This is a genomic window from Mycobacterium sp. JS623, from assembly GCF_000328565.1.
In the GTDB taxonomy this organism is placed as follows: Bacteria; Actinomycetota; Actinomycetes; order Mycobacteriales; family Mycobacteriaceae; genus Mycobacterium.
Genome location: NC_019966.1, coordinates 4,361,440 through 4,378,559 on the forward strand (window position 1 = coordinate 4,361,440; position 17,120 = coordinate 4,378,559).

Sequence of the window (17,120 nt, forward strand, 5' to 3'; positions counted from 1 at the left end):
AACGCTAGCGCACACCGCTGGGGCGCACATACACGTCGCCGTCGCCCAGCCGCGACGCAGGATCCAAAAGCATCTCGGCCTCCTGCCGCTTCTCCGGCGCCTCGTGGCTGAACCGGCGATCGGCAGGCTTCTCGTACAGCGCAGGGCCACCGGCGATCGCCGACGCCAGCCGGTGCTGACCGGCCAGCACCCGGGCCTCGAACCGCTGCTGGTAGTCCTTGCGCTGCTCGGGATCGAGCGCGGCGATGAACGCCTGCGGATGTACCAACGCGACCAGACCGGACACGTGACCGAACCCGAGGCTGGTGATCAGGCCCGCCTTGAGCGGGAACTTCTCCCCCAGTCGCAGGGTGTCGCGCAACCACACCAGGTGTGCGGCGTGGGCCAGCTCGTCGTCGACGCAGTCCAGGCTGCGGTTCGGCGGAATCACGCCGTCACGCAGGATCTGGCACAGCCCCATCATCTGGAACGCCGCGGCGCCACCCTTCGAGTGGCCGGTCAGGCTCTTCTGCGAAACCACGAACAGCGGTGCACCCGGTGAGCGACCCATCGCGTCGGCGAGGCGCTCGTGCAGCTCCGTCTCGTTCGGATCGTTGGCCAACGTGGAGGTGTCGTGCTTGGACACCACCGCGATGTCGTCAGGTCCGACGCCGAGCTTGGCCAGCGCACGCGCCAGCTGCGATTCCCTGCCGCCACGACCAGCGCTCAACGCGCCAAGCCCCGGAGCCGGGATCGAGGTGTGCACACCGTCGCCGAACGACGAGACGTATCCGACCACCGCCAACACCGGAAGACCCATCTTGAACGCGAGGTCCCCGCGGGCAAGCAGGATGGTTCCACCGCCCTGGCCCTCGACGAACCCGAGCCGGCGACGGTCGTTGGCGCGGGAGAACTTCGAGTCGCTGATGCCCTTCGCGCGCATCATCTCGGTGTCGGCAGTGGCCGCCATGTCACCGAAGCCGATGATCGCTTCGAGCGTCAGGTCGTCGTAACCACCGGCCACCACGAACTCGGCCTTACCCAGCCTGATCTTGTCGACGCCCTCTTCGACCGAGATCGCCGCGGTCGCACATGCGCCGACCGGATGGATCATCGAGCCGTAGCTGCCGATATAGGACTGAACCACGTGTCCTGCCACGACATTCGGCAGGACTTCCTGAAGGATGTCGTTCGGCTTGTTCCGGCCGAGCAGGTTGCCGTGGTACATCGTCTGCATCGAGGTCATGCCGCCCATGCCGGTCCCCTGCGTGCAGGCCACCAGGCTGGGGTGCACCCAGCGCATCAGCTCGGCGGGGGTGAACCCGGCGGACAGGAACGCGTCGACAGTGGTGACGAGGTTCCAGATCGCCAGCCGGTCGATCGAGTTCATCATCTCCTGGCTGACGCCGTACACCATCGGGTTGAACCCGGTGGGGATCTGCGCGCCGACCGTGCGAGACAGCTTCGTCTTGCGCGGCACCCGAATCTCGGTGCCCGCCTTGCGGGTGACCTGCCAATCGCCGCTGTCCGGCACCGGCGCGATGACGGTGTGCTCCGGATCGAACTGGACGAACTCACGCGCCTCTTGCTCAGACGACACCACGAACGTGAAGTCCTTCTCGAGGAACACCGAAACCAGCAGCGGCGCAGCGTGATCGGGGTCGATCGCGCCGTCGTCGACGAACTCGCGAATGCCGACCCGCTCGACGACGGCATCGTGGTAGCGCTCCACCAGCTCGCCCTCGTCGACCAGATCGCCGGTCTGCGTGTCGTACCAGCCCGGCGTCGGGTCGTCTTCCCACTTGACCAGGCCAGTGGTCCACGCCAGTTCGAGCACGCCGGCCGCCGACAACTCGTTGTCGACCTCCATCTCGAAGCGGGTCCGCGACGAGCCGTAGGGGCCGAGTTCGGCGCCGCCGACGATCACGACCAGATCGGCCGAGTCGACGTCGAGGTCGTCCCACGCAGGCGCGGGCGCGGGCTGGTAGCCACGCGGGGGCGACGGCAGCGCACGGATGGTGCCCTCGTCGTCCGTTTCCTCTACGGCGGCCTCGCCCAGCATTTCTTCGCGGGCCTTGTTGGCCAGCTCCGAGAGATCGAGGTCGACCTCTGCCAGCCCGCCGGTCAGGTCGACCTGCAGCGGCTCACGCGCGGCAGCCACCTTGGACTCGATGTCGCACAGGCCGAGCAGCATGCTCGCCATCTCGTCCGTCGTGTACGTCGTCACGCCGGCTTCCTCAACCGCATCGACGATCACGTCGTTGTGGCCCATCAGCCCGGTGCCCTTGGTCCAGCCGATCAGCGCGTGCGCCAACGAAACTCGCTGCGCCCACGACGACTCGGCCTTCCACCGCGATACCACCGCGTCCAGTGCCGACTTCGCTTCGCCGTACGCCCCGTCACCACCGAACAAGCCGCGGTTCGGCGAACCAGGCAGAACGACGTGCAGGCGTGCAGCGATGTCACGCTCGGCACCGATGTGCGACAGCCCGCCGATCAGCCGCTGCACGGCCCACAGCAGAACCTTCATCTCCATCTCGGCGCGCGACCCGGCGTCGGACAGATCGCCGGCCACCCGCGGCGCCGCGAACGGGAACAGCAGCGTCGGGGTCTGCGCGTCCTTGAGGTGAATGGACTGTGGCCCAAGGCTTTCGGTCTGCTCGGTGCCGACCCACTCGACAAGCTTGTCGATGTCGGTGTACGACGCCATGTTCGCCGGCACCACCCACAGCTTCGCGTCGAAGCGCGCGTTGTCGCGATACAGGTTGCGGTAGAACGCCAACCGGTCGTCGTCGAGCTTGGACGTCGTCGCGATCACCGTCGCGCCACCGTCGAGCAACTGAGACACCACCGATGCGGCGATGGATCCCTTCGACGCGCCCGTGACGACAGCGACCTCGTCGGTGTAGCGACCCTTGCCCGGGTTCTCGGCGCCGGCCGCGGCACGCCCATACAGCGAGGCGTGGATGTTGCGGCCCGCGGCCAGTGCCTTGCCCTGCCACCAAGTGGCTTGCGTGCCAACGACATTGCCTGCGCCCTCGAACCGTGTCGAAATGCGCTGCCAGTCGGCGTCGATCTCGCTCTCGTCGAGCACCCAGATCTTGGCCAGGTCCTCGCGCGCGCTAGCCCAGCGGTCGTCGAACAGCACTGCCTTGCGGCCGTCGAACGTCGGAGCCACCAAACGTGGCCAGTCCGAACCGAGTTCGGCGGTGACCAGGTCGATGAGCTCGGCATCGGTGGCCTCGGGAACCGGGACCGGCGTGTCAAGGCCCAGCTGGCCGAGGATCAGGCGGGCCGCCGAGGCCAGCACGCCGTTGCGGCCGGTGACCTGTTCGGCGAACTCGCCGAGCGCGGCGGAATCGACCACGCCACCACCGGCACCACCGGCAGCCGATGGCAACGACACCGGAACACCTTGGCGTGCACCGACTGCCACCACAGCGGCGTCGATGACCTTGTCGACGGTCGCGGCATCGGCGAGCGCACCATCGTGCAGACCGCCGAGCTCACCGCCGCGGACACTGGAGCCCTCGCGGGTGCCCAGCGCCACCTCGACCGTCACATGCTTGACCCAGCCGTCGCCGAGCTCCCAGGTCTTCTTGACCCGCTCGCCGATGTAGGCCGGACGCTTGCCGGACGGGCCGAGCACCGTACGCAGCTGATCGTTGATCGCATCGGAAAGCACTGGGCCGAACGGCTTGTAGGTACGGGCCAGCTTGGCGACCTGTCCTTTCAGCCCGGCCAGGTCGGCCTCGGCCGCACCGTCGATGGCGCCGAGGTTCAGCTCGGAGCCAAGGTCGACCAGGAGCTGGTTGCGTCGCGACGACGCACCGTCGGTGATCGACTCGATGGAGTCCAGCGGTTCGATCTGATCGATGCGCATCTTGGCCGACAACGCGATCAACGCCATGGTGGCGTCCGCCGCGTCGTAGCCGATGTCGTCGGGCCTCGGAGCGCCAGTGGGCGCGACAGACGGGTGGGGCCCGCCTTCCGCTTGCGCCGGCGCCGCCGGAGCGGTGGCCTCGACCGGAGCCGCCTCAGGCGCGGGTGCAGTCTCCTCAACGTCGTCCTCGGGCTCCGGATCGGTGTCCGTGGCGAACAGCACCGCCGCATCGCGCTCGGAGTTCAGCACTTCCGTTGTGTTGTGCGAATACTCGGGCAGCTTCAGCGTATTGGTGGCCAGGCCGGCGACCGTCGGAGCCGACTTCACGCCGATCTCGACGAACCGCTCGATGCCGAGCCCGCCTGCGGCCTCCTCGATGAACAGCAGGTCTTGGGTCTCGATCCAGCGCACCGGGCTGGCGAACTGCCACGCGAGCAACTCGATGACGATCTTGCGGCACAACTCGGCCGGCTTCTCGTTCCGCCACGTGTCGTAGTCGGCGAGGATCTCGTCGAGCGGCTCGGCGGGCACCAGATCCCGGATCTCCTGGATGAAGTCACGGTCCAGCGTGAACGGCCGCGGCACCAGGTTCGGGATGTACTTGCCGATGATCAGGTTCGGGTCCTTGTCGCGCGGCATGACGCGCTCCAACGACCGGCGGAAGTCGGCGACACCGACCCGCAGCACCGACGAGTGGAACGGCACGTCGATGCCCGGCACGAGGATGAATGAGCGCTTCCCACCGGAGATTTCGCGTCGCCGTTCGACCTCTTCCTCGAGCGCTTCCAGGCCGCGCACGGTGCCCGCGATCGCGTACTGCGAGCCCCGCAGGTTGAAGTTCACGATCTCCAGGAATTCACCTGTGCGCTCGGAGATATCGGCGACGAACTGTTTGACGTCGGCGTCGTCGAGATCGATCTGCGACGGCCGGATCGCGGCCAGCCGGTAGTTCGACCGGCCGAGGTGATCGCGCGGCACGATGTCATGCATCTTGCTGCCGCGGTGGAACACGACCTCCAGCAGCGCCTCCAGCTCGTACACGCCGGACACGCAGGCCAGCGCGGTGTACTCACCGACGGAGTGGCCGCAGGCGATCGCACCCTCAACGAACGCGCCCTGCTCACGCATCTCGGCCACCTGCGCGGCAGCCACCGTCGCCATTGCGACCTGAGTGAATTGCGTCAGGAACAGCACACCGTCCGGGTGGTGGTAGTGCACACCGCTGGCGATCAGGCTGGTCGGATTGTCCCGCACCACGTGCAGCACGGAGAAGCCCAGCGTGTCGCGGGTGAACTTGTCCGCGGTGTCCCACACCTTGCGGGCAGCCTTGGACCGGGCGCGGACCTCCATGCCCATGCCCTTGTGCTGAATGCCCTGACCTGGGAACGCGTAGACGGTCTTCGGCGCCTCCAACTGCGCGGTCGCCGACATCACCAGTTCGGAGCCGACGCGGGCCGCGACTTCGATGATCTCTGCGCCACGGTCGATTCCGACCCGATCGACGCGGAAGTCGATCTCGTCGCCGGGCAGCACCATGCCGAGGAACCGCGAGGTCCAGCCGACCACGCGGGCGGGCGGCGCGGGCTTGCCGTCGGTTGCGGCGACGACGTGCTGTGCAGCAGCCGACAGCCACATGCCGTGCACGATGGGCGATTTCAGCCCGGCCAGCAGTGCGGCGGCGCGGTCGGTGTGGATCGGGTTGTGATCGCCCGAGACCACTGCGAACGCGCTCATGTCGGTCGGCGCAGCGACCTTGACGTCACGCCGGCGACGACGCGGAGTGTCGGTCGCGTTGTCGGTCATCGCACCGCCTGCGCGCGGCGGATCGGACAGCTCGGCCGCACCCGTGCGTCCGCGGATCGCGAAGCGCTCCTCGAGCGTGGCCAGCGCAGTGCCGTCCGCGGAGGCGATGTTCACCGAAACCGGGATGACCCGGCCGTATTCGGTGTCGGTGGCCGCGGAAACCGTTGCGGTGACGGTCAATTCGGCCTTGGTCTTCGGCATCGCCGTCAGCAGGTGTGCGGCGTGGTCCAGATGCACCAGGCTCAGCAGGCCCTCGACGACGGGGAAGCCGTCATCGGTGACGGCCGAGCCGATGGCGGCGAACACCGCGGGCCAGCAGTGGCCGACAAGAGCGTCTGGCACCAGCGCCAGGCCGGGCGCCAGCGGCGCACCGAACGTCGCGGTCACCCCGGTGTGGTCGGCGACCTCTTCGGGATCCCAGCCGACGGTGACCTTGGCGGTGCCGTCGTGCACCGGCGGAAGGGCCTCGGGCCCGTCGACACCGGCCGCGATCGCCAGTACGGAGCGCATCGCGGTCGAGGCGTCCTCGACCGTGACGACCGGCATGCCGCCGTCGACCGTGCAGGACGGCAACGTGAAGCGGATGTTGATCCAGATATCGGACAGCGGGACGGCCAGCGTCACTGTGCCATCGGCCAGCTCCAGTCGCGCACCTGTGGATGGGTGTGTGGCGCTGCGGTTTTCGTTGACCTGCCACTCATCGGGCGCGCCGATGCGGTGCACCGGGTTGATCGAGGTGCGGCCTGCCCAACGGACGTCGGGCGAATCCAGCACCACCGCAAGCGGACCGGTGACGTCGGCGCGGGCCTGGCGGCGCGAGACCACCGCGACGGGTTGTCCGTTGGTGGCCAGCGCGGCGTCGATGGCGGCCTGCTCGAAGCGGTCCAACAGCTCGCCGACCGGCTCGTCGACGCGGGTGATGCCCGCCACCGACTGCGTGCCGGGAATGATGCAGACCTGATCGGCGGTGTAGCGGGCGTCGTGGGCCTGCCACAGCGAGTCGCTGCGCCACCACCGGCGAACGTCCTTGTCGATGACCGGCACGAAGTTGACCGGCTTGCCAAGCATTTTGCACAGCGTGACGAACCACGGCACGTCGGCCGGGTGCAACTGGAGGGTTTCGGCTTCCGGGTAGCGCGTCAGCAACAAAGCGATCGCCTGCTCCGGATCGTCCAGCAGCGCAACATCATTGAAGAGCGTCTCGATCGGACCCGAGTCCTGCGGGTGCAGGCGGGCCTCGGCGCGCTCGAGCATCTGCTCGAACCGGTCACGCCACGTATCGGCCAGCCACGGAGTCCCGGGCAGTTTGGTGTCGGCGGTGCTGTCGTCGTCGCCGATCGCGAGCTCGACGTAGCGCCGCAGCCACTGCGCATAGGTCATGTCACCGATGTCGCCGAAGTACGGCTTGCAGGTGTTGGCCATCGCGGCGATGATCTCGTCGCGGCGCGCCGCGACGGCTTCCGCGTCGCCGGCCACCTCGTCGAGCAACCGGCCGCAGCGCGACGCAGTGTTGTCGATCTCGTGGATGTCCGCGCCAAGCTGGCTGCGCGACGACGCCATCCCGCCCGTCGCCTTCCCGGCGCTGATCCAGTGATCGGTGCCGGTGGTCTCGACCAGCATCTGCTTGACCGCGTGCGAGGTGGTGGCCTCCAGGGTGGCCATCGCGGCGGTGCCGACCAGGATGCCGTCGACGGGCATCGCCGGGAAGCCGTACTCCTCGGCCCACGTGCCGGACAGGTACTCGGCCGCCCGCTCCGGGGTGCCGATGCCGCCGCCGACGCAGACGGTGATGTTAGACAGCTTGCGTAGCTCGGCATACGTGGCGAGCAACAGGTCGTCAAGGTCCTCCCACGAGTGGTGGCCACCGGCGCGGCCGCCCTCGATGTGCACTATGACGTCCTTGCCGGGCACCTCGGCGGCGATGTTGATGACCGACTTGATCTGGTCGATGGTGCCGGGCTTGAAGACCACGTGGCGGATACCGACGGTGTTGAGCTCGTCGATCAGGTCGACGGCTTCCTCGAGGTCGGGAATGCCCGCGGACACGACGACGCCGTCGATCGGGGCGCCCGACTGGCGGGCCCGCTGCACCAACCGCTTTCCGCCGACCTGCAGCTTCCACAGATACGGGTCGAGGAACAGGGTGTTGAACTGCACGGCGCGGCCCGGCTCCAGCAGCTGGGTCAGCTCGGCGATGCGGCCCTCGAAGATCTCCTCGGTGACCTGACCGCCACCGGCCAACTCGGCCCAGTGGCCCGCATTGGCGGCAGCGGCGACGATCTTCGCGTCGACGGTCGTCGGCGTCATGCCTGCCAGCAGAATCGGCGAGCGTCCGGTCAGCCGGGTGAACTTGGTCGATAGCTTGACCGAGCCGTCGGGCAGCTTGACGGTGGTCGGCTTGTAGCTCGACCACGCTGGCGGCACCTCGGGCTCGCCGCCGACGGTGAACAGATTGCGTTGACCCGCCCGGGTTGCGGCCGGCACGATGCCGACACCCAGCCCGCGGATGATCGGAGCGGTCAAGCGTGTGACCGTGTCGCTCGGGCCGAGGTCGATGATCCACTTCGCCCCGGCGTCGTGCAGTCGCTCGACCTCGCCAACCCAATCGATCGGCCGCACGAAGATCGACTCCGTCATCTCATGCGCCAGTTCCGCATCGATGCCGCACTTCTCGGCCCAGCGCTCGACCATCTCGACGCCGTCGGCGAGCCGTGGCGTGTGGAATCCGACCTCAACCTGCACGCCGTGGAAGACCGGCGAGAACACCGCACCGCCGCGGACCTTGTTCTTGCGCTCGGCCTGTTCCTTCTCGGTGATGTTGCTGCAGTACAGCTCGAAACGTCCGAGCTGTTCGGGGGTCCCGGTGATGACGACTGAGCGCCTGCCGTTGCGGATCGACAGCACTGGCGGCAGCACGGTGCGCACGTCGGTGGAAAACTCTTCGAGCAGTTCGGCGATGCGTTCGGGGTCGACGTTGGTCACCGAAACCATCGGCGACTTGTCGCCACGGCCTACCATGCCGCGGCGCCTGGAGACAAGCGATCCCGCGGCGCCGATGAGCTGCAGCAGCGCGAGCAGTTCGGCGTCTCTGGCGCCCTTCGCCCGCAGCGATTCGGCGGCCATGACGCCCTGCGAGTGACCGGCCATCGCGACAGGCGGTGTCATGTAGAGGTCCAGGCCCTGGCGCGCAACCGCGCGGATTGCGGCCATCTGGGCCAGTAGGATGCCGGGGCCGGAGATTGCGGCGGTGGTCAGCTGCTTGCTGCTGGGCAACGGCTCCTCGGCGGCCAGCGCCCGGACCCAATGCAGCGGCTCGAAACCGATCGGCCGCACCACCACTAATTCGCGGGCCACCGGCTCCAGCAGCAGCGCGGCCTCACCGACCACTTCACTCAGTTCGGACTCGATGCCCGCGGAGCTGACCAGCTCTTCCAGATTCTCTAACCAGGAGCCGCCCTGGCCGCCGAACGCGACCGCATACGGCTCTCCGGCGTTCAAACGATCGACCAGGGCGTGAGTACCTGCCAAAACCTCCGAGGGGTCGTTTTCGCGGCTGGTGGTCACCCTGCTCTGTTCGTTGATCGTCACGTCGTCTTATCTCCCTCGCTGCGGTGTCGCGCGTATCGTCTGCGGCTGTCGGTCTGGGCTCTTACGGCGCTGCGCTCCCCTGCGCAGGCCGTCGATTCGGCGTCGAATCCCGGCTGGGTCACGCACGTCCGGCGCACGGACAGCCCGGGTCTCCTAGGAGTCCAATGGACGGTTCTGCCACTCCAGCCCTACTAAGAGTGTCATAAGAGACGACACCATTTTCGCGTCCCAAATGGTTACTGGCGAGTTCTACGCATGGGTAACCGTGCATTCGATAACAGGCGCCCCCACACGCCTTGAACTCATGCGGGACAAACGTCCTGCATGCAGGTGGTTACGGTCGAGTAGGCACAACGGTGCAGATCAAAGCAGCATTGTTATGCAATCGTTATGTAAAAATTTCGACTTGCCCCAGCCGCCGCTTTGAGCCCCGCAGAGTCGACAACTCGGCACGGTTTGTCTGCTCAACGCCATTGGCTACTGGAAAGAGTTTGCTAGCTATACTTACTGATCAGTAAGGTTTAGTCCCACTGCCCGAACCGCGGCTGCAGAATGTGGTTGATGTCGACCCCGATGCCGCCCACATTGCGCTTGTCGATCTCGATCTGATGCAGGTGCGCCGCGGGATGCACGAACCCTTGTGGTGAGCCCCAGTTGTGCTGCCAGAAGTACGAACCCAGCCCATCCTTCAGTGCCCAGTCGATGGTCTTCGCGTTGGCGTACACCCCGACGCGCTGATGGCCGAGCACCGCCTCCCAGCCGCGCAGATACGGCGCGACCTGGCTCTTGTACTGGTCGTAGCTGGGATCGTCGTCAATCGACGCATAGATGGGCGCGCCATACGAGCCGCCTGCCGCGACGTGCAATGCCCAGCCGCGCTTGGCGTGTGCGACCCCAGCGTTCTGCCCGCCCAGCCAGTCCGCAGTGTCCTGCTTGCCGTACTGATAGCACGACACGATCTTCAGCCCGTTCTGATAGAGGTCGCGGGCCTCGGGCAGTTGGATCGGCTTGCCCAGCATCCAGGCGCCGCCCGGCCGCCGATCAGAGACGTACCGGATCGCGCCCAGCGCGCCGGAGGCCCGCAGATCAGGAGCTTTGATAACGCCTGCCGCGTAATCCAGCAGGATCCCGAGCGGCGCCGCGGCGGCCTTTGGAGGCGCCAGCGCCGATGACGCCGCCTGCAGGCCGGCACCGAGTCCGAGCACGGCAGGCGCGGCGGCGGCGTATTTGAGCACGTCGCGCCGGGATATTGCCACGTGCCACAGAATATGACAGGCGCATCAATTTTCACCGCAACGCCACTGGTCACATCTGCATCAAGATTCACGCGCGTCGTCGGCGACCCGACGCAGAGGCCACGAACTGGGCACATCCGACGCTCGGCGCAGGTTGTCAGCTTCCGCGAGCGGCGCAGCCGCCCGGTCACTGCTCGCCGCAGGGTTGCCCGCCCGTACGGAACCAGTGGTTTATCGGTGTCAAGATCACGAAATCCGCAGACAAGCTGCGCCGCGACCGTGGAATTCCTACGATGAGCCATGCCCTCGGGGACGGTCGGCTGGCAGCCGGACGCGAATGTAGCTGCAGCCGTTGACGATCCGCAGATCGAGCTGATCGGTCTCCGCAAGGTGTTCGGCGACGTGACCGCTGTGGAGGGTGCCGACCTGACGGTCGCGGACGGCGAACTGTTCGCGATCCTGGGCCCCTCGGGGTCCGGCAAGACGACGGTACTGCGGATGATCGCTGGCTTCGAGCAGCCGACCGCGGGGGTGATCAAGCTCGGCGGCGCCGAGGTGACCGCGTTGCCGGCGCGCCATCGCGACGTCAACACGGTTTTCCAGGAATACGCGCTGTTCCCGCACATGACCGTCGCGCAGAACGTCGAGTACGGGCTGAAGGTCAAGGGCGTGCAGAAGGCCGAACGCAGGCGCCGTACGGCCGACGCGCTCGACATGGTGCGCCTGACCGACCATGCGCCGCGCCGCCCGGCACAGCTCTCGGGTGGCCAGCGACAACGCGTGGCGCTGGCCCGCGCGTTGGTCGGACGGCCCAGGGTGCTGCTGCTCGACGAGCCGCTTGGCGCACTGGATCTCAAGCTGCGCGAGCAGATGCAGATCGAACTGAAGGCGATCCAGCGCGAGGTGGGCATCACGTTCGTGATCGTCACGCACGACCAGGACGAGGCGTTGACCTTGTGCGACCGACTGGCCGTCTTCAACGACGGGCGCATCGAGCAGGTCGGCAAGGCCCGCGACGTCTACGAGAACCCGGCCAACCGCTTCGTCGCCGATTTCGTCGGCACCTCCAACGTTCTCGACGGCGCCGCCGCCGAGGCGCTGATGGGCCGGCGCGGAATGTTCGTCATCCGGCCCGAGCGCATCGGCGTGTTCCGGCCCGGCACTGATCCGGTGCCGGGGGTGCGCACGGTCGAGGCCATCGTGTCGGAGGTCATTTACGCCGGCCCCACGACGCGCATCGCCGCGATCGCCGCGCCCGAAGTCACCATCATCGCGACAATTCTCACGGCCAGCACATGGCTGCCGCCCGACCTGCACCACGGAACGCCGATCACACTGGCCTGGCCCGAAAAAGCCGTCCACCAACTGAAATTCGAGGAGTAGCCATGAGATCCACACCTGTGCGAGTCGGTCTTGCGCTGGCCGCCTGCGCTGCCCTTGTGCTGTCGTTCACCGCCTGCTCGAAGTCGGAGCAATCCGGCGGCAACGGTCAGTCTCCGCCGAAGCTCGAACCGCTGTCGGCGGTCGGCAACGGCGAGGGTCAGCTGAACCTCATCGCATGGGCCGGCTACGCCGAAAACGGCTCCAACGACAAGAGTGTCGACTGGGTGACGCCGTTCGAGCAACAGACCGGCTGCAAGGTCAACGCGAAAATCGGCAACACGTCCGACGAGATGGTGCAGCTGATGCGTAGCGGCCAATACGACGGAGTATCTGCTTCCGGGGATGCCACGCTGCGGCTGATATACGCCGGTGATGTGGCACCGGTGAAAACCGACCTGGTACCCAACTACGCGACGATTTCGTCGTTCCTCAAAGACAAGCCGTGGAATTCGGTGAAAGGCCAGATGTATGGCATTCCGCACGGCTGGGGCGCCAACTTGCTGATGTACAACATCGACGTGGTGCGCGATGCGCCGAACTCATGGGGCGCGGTGTTCGACGACGCGGGCAAGTACAAGGGCAAGGTGACGGCCTATGACTCCCCCATCTACATCGCCGACGCCGCCCTGTACCTGTCCAAGACGAAGCCGGATCTCGGCATCAAGGACCCCTACTCCCTGACGACCGAACAGCTTGACGCCGCAGTCGATTTGCTCAAGAAGCAGCGGGAGAACGTCGGCGAATATTGGTCGGACTACACCAAAGAGGTGCAGGCGTTCGAGTCGGGAACCTCGGTGATCGGCACCACCTGGCAGGTGATCGCCAACACCATCGGCACCGACAACAAGGTTCAGGTCAACACCGTGTTGCCGAAGGAGGGTGCCACGGGATGGTCGGACACCTGGATGGTCTCATCGAAGGCCGCGCATCCGAATTGCATGTACAAGTGGATGAATTGGATCTCGTCGCCGGAGGTCAACGCTCAGGTGGCCGAGTACTTCGGTGAGGCGCCTGCGCAGACGAAGGCGTGTGATCACACCTCCCAAAAGGACTTCTGCGACATCTACCACGCAACGGATGAGAAGTTCGCGTCCGAGATCCGCTACTGGACGACTCCGCAGAAGCAATGCGTTGACGGCAGCGGCGACAACTGCACGGCCTACAACGAGTGGGTCGACAAGTGGCAACAGATCAAGGGCTGACCCAGCGCGCCACGGAGCGACCGATCGCTTCGGCGTCCCTAGGACGCCGGAGCACCCTGGCCGTCCTGCTCGTGCCGCCGATGACATGGCTGGTCGTCGCCTATCTGGGTTCGCTTGCGGTGCTGCTGGTTTCGGCGTTCTGGACCACCAACACGTTCACCGGTGCGGTGGTGCACACGTTCACCACCGACAACGTCGTGCGGGTGGCGACCGAGGAGGTGTTCCGCACAGCGACGGTTCGTACCCTGCTGATCGCGCTGACGGTCACGGTCATCTGTGCGGTGCTCGCGGTGCCGTTGGCGTTGTACATGGCCAAGGTGGCGTCCCCGCGGGTGCGACTGGCCTTGGTGGTGGCGGTGACCACGCCGCTGTGGGCGAGCTATCTGGTCAAGGCCTACGCCTGGCGGATGCTGTTCTCGCCGGAGGGTCCGATGGCGTGGTCGACGGGGTACAGTCCGGGCTACGGCCTGGCGGCAACGGTCGTCACGCTGACGTATTTGTGGTTGCCCTACATGGTGATTCCGGTGTTCGCGGCATTCGAACGCGTACCCGATTCGCTCATCGACGCCAGTTCGGACCTGGGCGCCTCGGACTCCTCGACGCTGCGGATGGTGGTTGCGCCGCTGGTGTTTCCCGGTATCGCGGCCGGTTCGATCTTCACGTTCTCGCTGTCGATGGGTGACTACATCGCCGTGACGATCGTCGGCGGTAAGACCCAGATGCTCGGCAACATCATCTACGGCCAACTCGTCACGGCCAACAATCAACCGCTGGCGGCGGCGCTGTCGATCATCCCGCTCGTTGCGATCGTCGCTTACCTGCTGGCGATGCGCCGAACCGGCGCGCTGGAGAACGTGTGATGCTGTCGACGGGTGCGCGCCGCCTCGTACGAGCATGGGTGGTGCTCGTGCTGATATTTCTTTACGCACCACTGCTTTTGGTGGTCATCAACGCGTTCAACTCCTCCCGGACATTCGCGTTCCCGCCCAGCGGATTCACGTTGCGGTGGTGGGTCGACGCGGCCAACAGCAGTGGCATGTGGAAGTCACTGGCCAATTCGTTAGTCGTTGGGCTCGGAGCAACCGCGATCGCTCTTGTCCTCGGCACGATGGCCGCATTCGCGGTCCAGCGCTATGCATTCTTCGGCCGAAACGTGGTCAGTTTCCTGGTGGTGTTGCCGATTACGTTGCCGGGCATTGTCACCGGCATCGCGCTCAACGCGACGTTCACCTCAGCGCTTGGCGTGACGCTAGGCCTCGCGACCGTGATCGTCGGACACGCGACGTTCTGCATCGTGGTCGTCTTCAACAACACTCAGGCCCGGTTGCGGCGCCTGGGCACCAATCTTGATGACGCGTCCGCCGACCTTGGCGCGTCGCCGTGGCAGACGTTCCGATACGTGACGTTTCCGATGATGCGCGGCGCGCTGGTGGCCGGCGCCATCCTGGCGTTCGCACTGTCCTTCGACGAGATCGTCGTGACCACGTTCACCGCCGGCCCCACGGTCCAGACGCTGCCAATCTGGATCTTCGGAAACCTGTTCCGCCCCAATCAAGCTCCGGTGATCAATGTGGTCGCCGCGGCGCTGACGGTTGTCGCGATCATCCCGGTGTGGCTCGCGCAGCGGTTCGGCGGGGATCCGGCCACCACCAGGTTCTAGCGATTACGTCGACTTCGAGCCCCAGTCCCCGCTGAACAGAATGTCCGCGGTGAAGTCCGAAACAGCGGCGGCCATCTGTTGCCGGATGGCGACGTCAAGGTGGTTGGCGATCACGCGGTTACCCAGATCGCGGTAATCCAGCACGATCCGACTCAGCTCTGCCATCTCCTCGGGCTGGGGAACATGGTTGGGCCCGAACTGCGCCGAGTACAGCTCCTCGATCACATGCACGAAGTCGGCGGCCAAGGTGTCGATGGAGTCCCTGGTCGACTCGAACACCCGCAGAATCGCCCGCAGGTACATGATCGGATCCCCGCTGCGTGCGACGATGGCGGCCAGCACCGCGTCGTCCAACACCACCTCGCCGTCGACCAGTTCGGCCATGTCGTAGGCGATCAGCTTGCTCGCCTCGTCGCCGTTGGGATCGATGCGCACGGCAGTGGGGCCCACCGGTGCCCTCGTCTCCTCGACAGTCTCGTCGGACCGCGGACCCAGCATGGCCTGCTGTATGCCCAGGATGTCGGCCAGATCGGCGCCTTCGCGCATGCTGGCGAAGAATTCAGCGATGTGAGCGGAATTGAACCCGCGGCGCAGCAGCTGGTTGATTGTCTTCAGCTGAGACAGGTGATAGTCGTCGTAGTACGCCGATCGACCGACCCGCCGCGGTGGGTCAAGGAGCCCGCGCTCGCGGTAGGCGCGAATATTGCGGGCCGTGACTCCGGAGATCCGCGCCAAATCGTCCAGTCGGTACTCAGCCAACGCCACGCACCCGGCCTCGGGCGCGTTTCGGCTTTGCACGGCTGCAACGCATGGGGACCACTGTAGCCGCCGAAACTTGTTTGCGAGCGAAGTCGTAGCGACGGCCGCAATATTTGCTAGGTCTTCGAGGTACGTGCGCTTAACTGCGACGATGATCTCGCCTTCGGTCGGAAGCCGACGTGACTGTGCGAATTCAGCCAACTCGTTTCCCATTGCAAGCGGGCCGGCTCGCCACAGTCGCCGGTGAGTGATTTCACGCGTAATGAATTGGCGTCAGCGCAACCCGCTGGAACATGATGTAGCTACGCGGCGTTGTTAAGGGCCGAGACAAAGTTTCCTGCTGAGAAAGGTTCGGTGTGCGTCCCTGGATCGTCTGGGCCACCGGACTACTGGCCTACATCGTCGCCGTCCTCGACCGGACCACCCTCGGCGTTTCGGGGCTGGCGGCGGCCGACCGTTTCAACGCCAGCCCGAGCGTGCTGTCGACGTTCGTGGTCCTGCAGGTCGTGGTATACGCGGCCGCCCAGGTGCCTGCCGGGCTGTTGCTCGACCGATTCGGTTCCAAGGCACTGATCCTGTCGGGCGCCGCGGTGATGGCGACGGGCCAGCTTGTGCTCGCATTCACCGATTCGCTCCCCCTGGCCGTCGCGGCGCGTGCGTTGCTCGGCCTTGGCGACGCGGTGACGTTCATCTCCGTGCTTCGGCTTGTGCCGCACTGGTTCTCGGCCAAACAGGTACCCCTGGTGACGCAGTTGACTGGCATCTGCGGCCAACTGGGCCAAGTGCTTTCGGCCGTTCCATTTTTCGCGCTGCTTGCCGACGCTGGTTGGACAACCGCGTACGTATCGGTTGCGGCGGTGGGCGTGCTGTCGATGGCCCTGACGCTCGCCCTGGTCAAGGACACACCCAACGGTCCCCTCACGCCGGTACACAGCGCGTCGATCCGGGAGACCCTGGCGAGCGTCAAGACCGTGTGGTTACGGCCGGGCACCCGGCTCGGCTTCTTCACCCACATGGGCACGCAGTTCTCGGTCACGGCGTTTGCGTTGATGTGGGGTGTGCCGTATCTGACCGAGGCCCAAGGACTTTCGACGAGTGCGGCAGGGGCCCTGCTGGCCATCTCGGTCGTCGCCGCCATTTCAGCCGGCGTCGTCATCGGAATCTTCACGGGCCGACTGCCGCATCGGCGGTCGCGGATGGTGCTCGGCATCATCGGCGCCAATGCCCTGGCGTGGACGGTGGTGCTGGCGTTGCCGGGCCGCGCTCCGCTGTGGCTGCTCGTCGCGCTCATCGTCGTGATCTCGGTCGGCGGCCCCGGCTCGATGGTTGGCTTCGACTTCGCGCGCACGTTCAACCCGAGCGCGACGCTTGGCACGGCTCAAGGCATGGTCAACATGGGTGGGTTCGTCGCGTCGCTGTTGGTCATGCAGGCGATGGGCCTGATCCTCGATGCCGCGGGCGATTTCTCGTTTCACTCATTCCGGCTGGCATGGACCGTGCAGTACGCGATCTGGGTCCTCGCGGTGGTCGGCATCCTGATCACTCGCCGCAAGGCACGCAGACTGATGCGCATCGAAGAAGAAGCGGTGCTGCTGGAGACTCTGGACGCCGCGTCCGCGACGAGATGA

At 66.2% G+C, this 17,120-nt stretch carries 8 protein-coding genes; 5 read left to right on the forward strand and 3 right to left on the reverse strand.

All coding sequences use genetic code 11. The annotated features are described in order from the left end of the window. Positions 1–4: 4 nt before the first annotated feature. Together MYCSM_RS21285 and MYCSM_RS21290 are read right to left on the reverse strand one after the other, a co-directional pair. Positions 5–9,253, reverse strand: a complete 9,249-nt coding sequence (locus MYCSM_RS21285) for a type I polyketide synthase (RefSeq protein WP_015308235.1) — start codon at positions 9,251–9,253, stop codon at positions 5–7. Positions 9,254–9,774: 521 nt separating this feature from the next. Next, positions 9,775–10,509, reverse strand: a complete 735-nt coding sequence (locus MYCSM_RS21290; protein ID WP_015308236.1) for a DUF1906 domain-containing protein — start codon at positions 10,507–10,509, stop codon at positions 9,775–9,777. A 279-nt stretch (positions 10,510–10,788) separates the two neighbouring features. Between MYCSM_RS21290 and MYCSM_RS21295 the strand changes: the two genes are divergently transcribed. Genes MYCSM_RS21295 through MYCSM_RS21310 form a run of 4 tightly spaced genes read left to right on the forward strand, consistent with a single transcriptional unit; the run spans position 10,789 to position 14,733 of the window. After that, a complete protein-coding gene (locus tag MYCSM_RS21295) occupies positions 10,789–11,871 on the forward strand; it encodes an ABC transporter ATP-binding protein (protein ID WP_015308237.1) in 1,083 nt (360 codons plus the stop codon). Positions 11,872–11,873: 2 nt separating this feature from the next. Continuing rightward, positions 11,874–13,073, forward strand: coding sequence for an ABC transporter substrate-binding protein (locus MYCSM_RS21300; RefSeq protein WP_015308238.1), 1,200 nt, complete (start codon positions 11,874–11,876; stop codon positions 13,071–13,073). Next, entirely contained in the window at positions 13,052–13,933 is an 882-nt protein-coding gene (locus tag MYCSM_RS21305) for an ABC transporter permease (protein ID WP_015308239.1), read from the forward strand. Before MYCSM_RS21300 ends, MYCSM_RS21305 begins: the two co-directional genes overlap by 22 nt. Continuing rightward, positions 13,933–14,733: an ABC transporter permease gene (locus MYCSM_RS21310; protein ID WP_015308240.1), complete on the forward strand. Its 801-nt coding sequence runs from the start codon at positions 13,933–13,935 to the stop codon at positions 14,731–14,733. The genes MYCSM_RS21305 and MYCSM_RS21310 overlap by 1 nt, the downstream gene beginning before the upstream one ends. 3 nt (positions 14,734–14,736) lie before the next feature. Here MYCSM_RS21310 and MYCSM_RS21315 read toward each other — a convergent pair whose 3' ends face one another. Continuing rightward, positions 14,737–15,531 (reverse strand): MerR family transcriptional regulator, encoded by a 795-nt coding sequence (locus MYCSM_RS21315; RefSeq protein WP_335337496.1) that lies wholly within the window; start codon positions 15,529–15,531, stop codon positions 14,737–14,739. A gap of 317 nt (positions 15,532–15,848) precedes the next feature. On the opposite strand from MYCSM_RS21315, the gene MYCSM_RS21320 reads away from it, so the two are divergent. Beyond that, positions 15,849–17,120 carry an MFS transporter gene (locus MYCSM_RS21320; protein WP_015308242.1) on the forward strand — a complete coding sequence of 424 codons (1,272 nt, stop codon included), beginning with the start codon at positions 15,849–15,851 and terminating at the stop codon, positions 17,118–17,120.

Excerpts from the sequence above, each read along its gene's own strand:
- MYCSM_RS21295 (WP_015308237.1), top strand. The coding sequence starts at position 10,789 with ATGCCCTCGGGGACGGTCGGCTGGCAGCCGGACGCGAATGTAGCTGCA.
- MYCSM_RS21300 (WP_015308238.1), top strand. The coding sequence starts at position 11,874 with ATGAGATCCACACCTGTGCGAGTCGGTCTTGCGCTGGCCGCCTGCGCT.
- MYCSM_RS21310 (WP_015308240.1), top strand. The coding sequence starts at position 13,933 with ATGCTGTCGACGGGTGCGCGCCGCCTCGTACGAGCATGGGTGGTGCTC.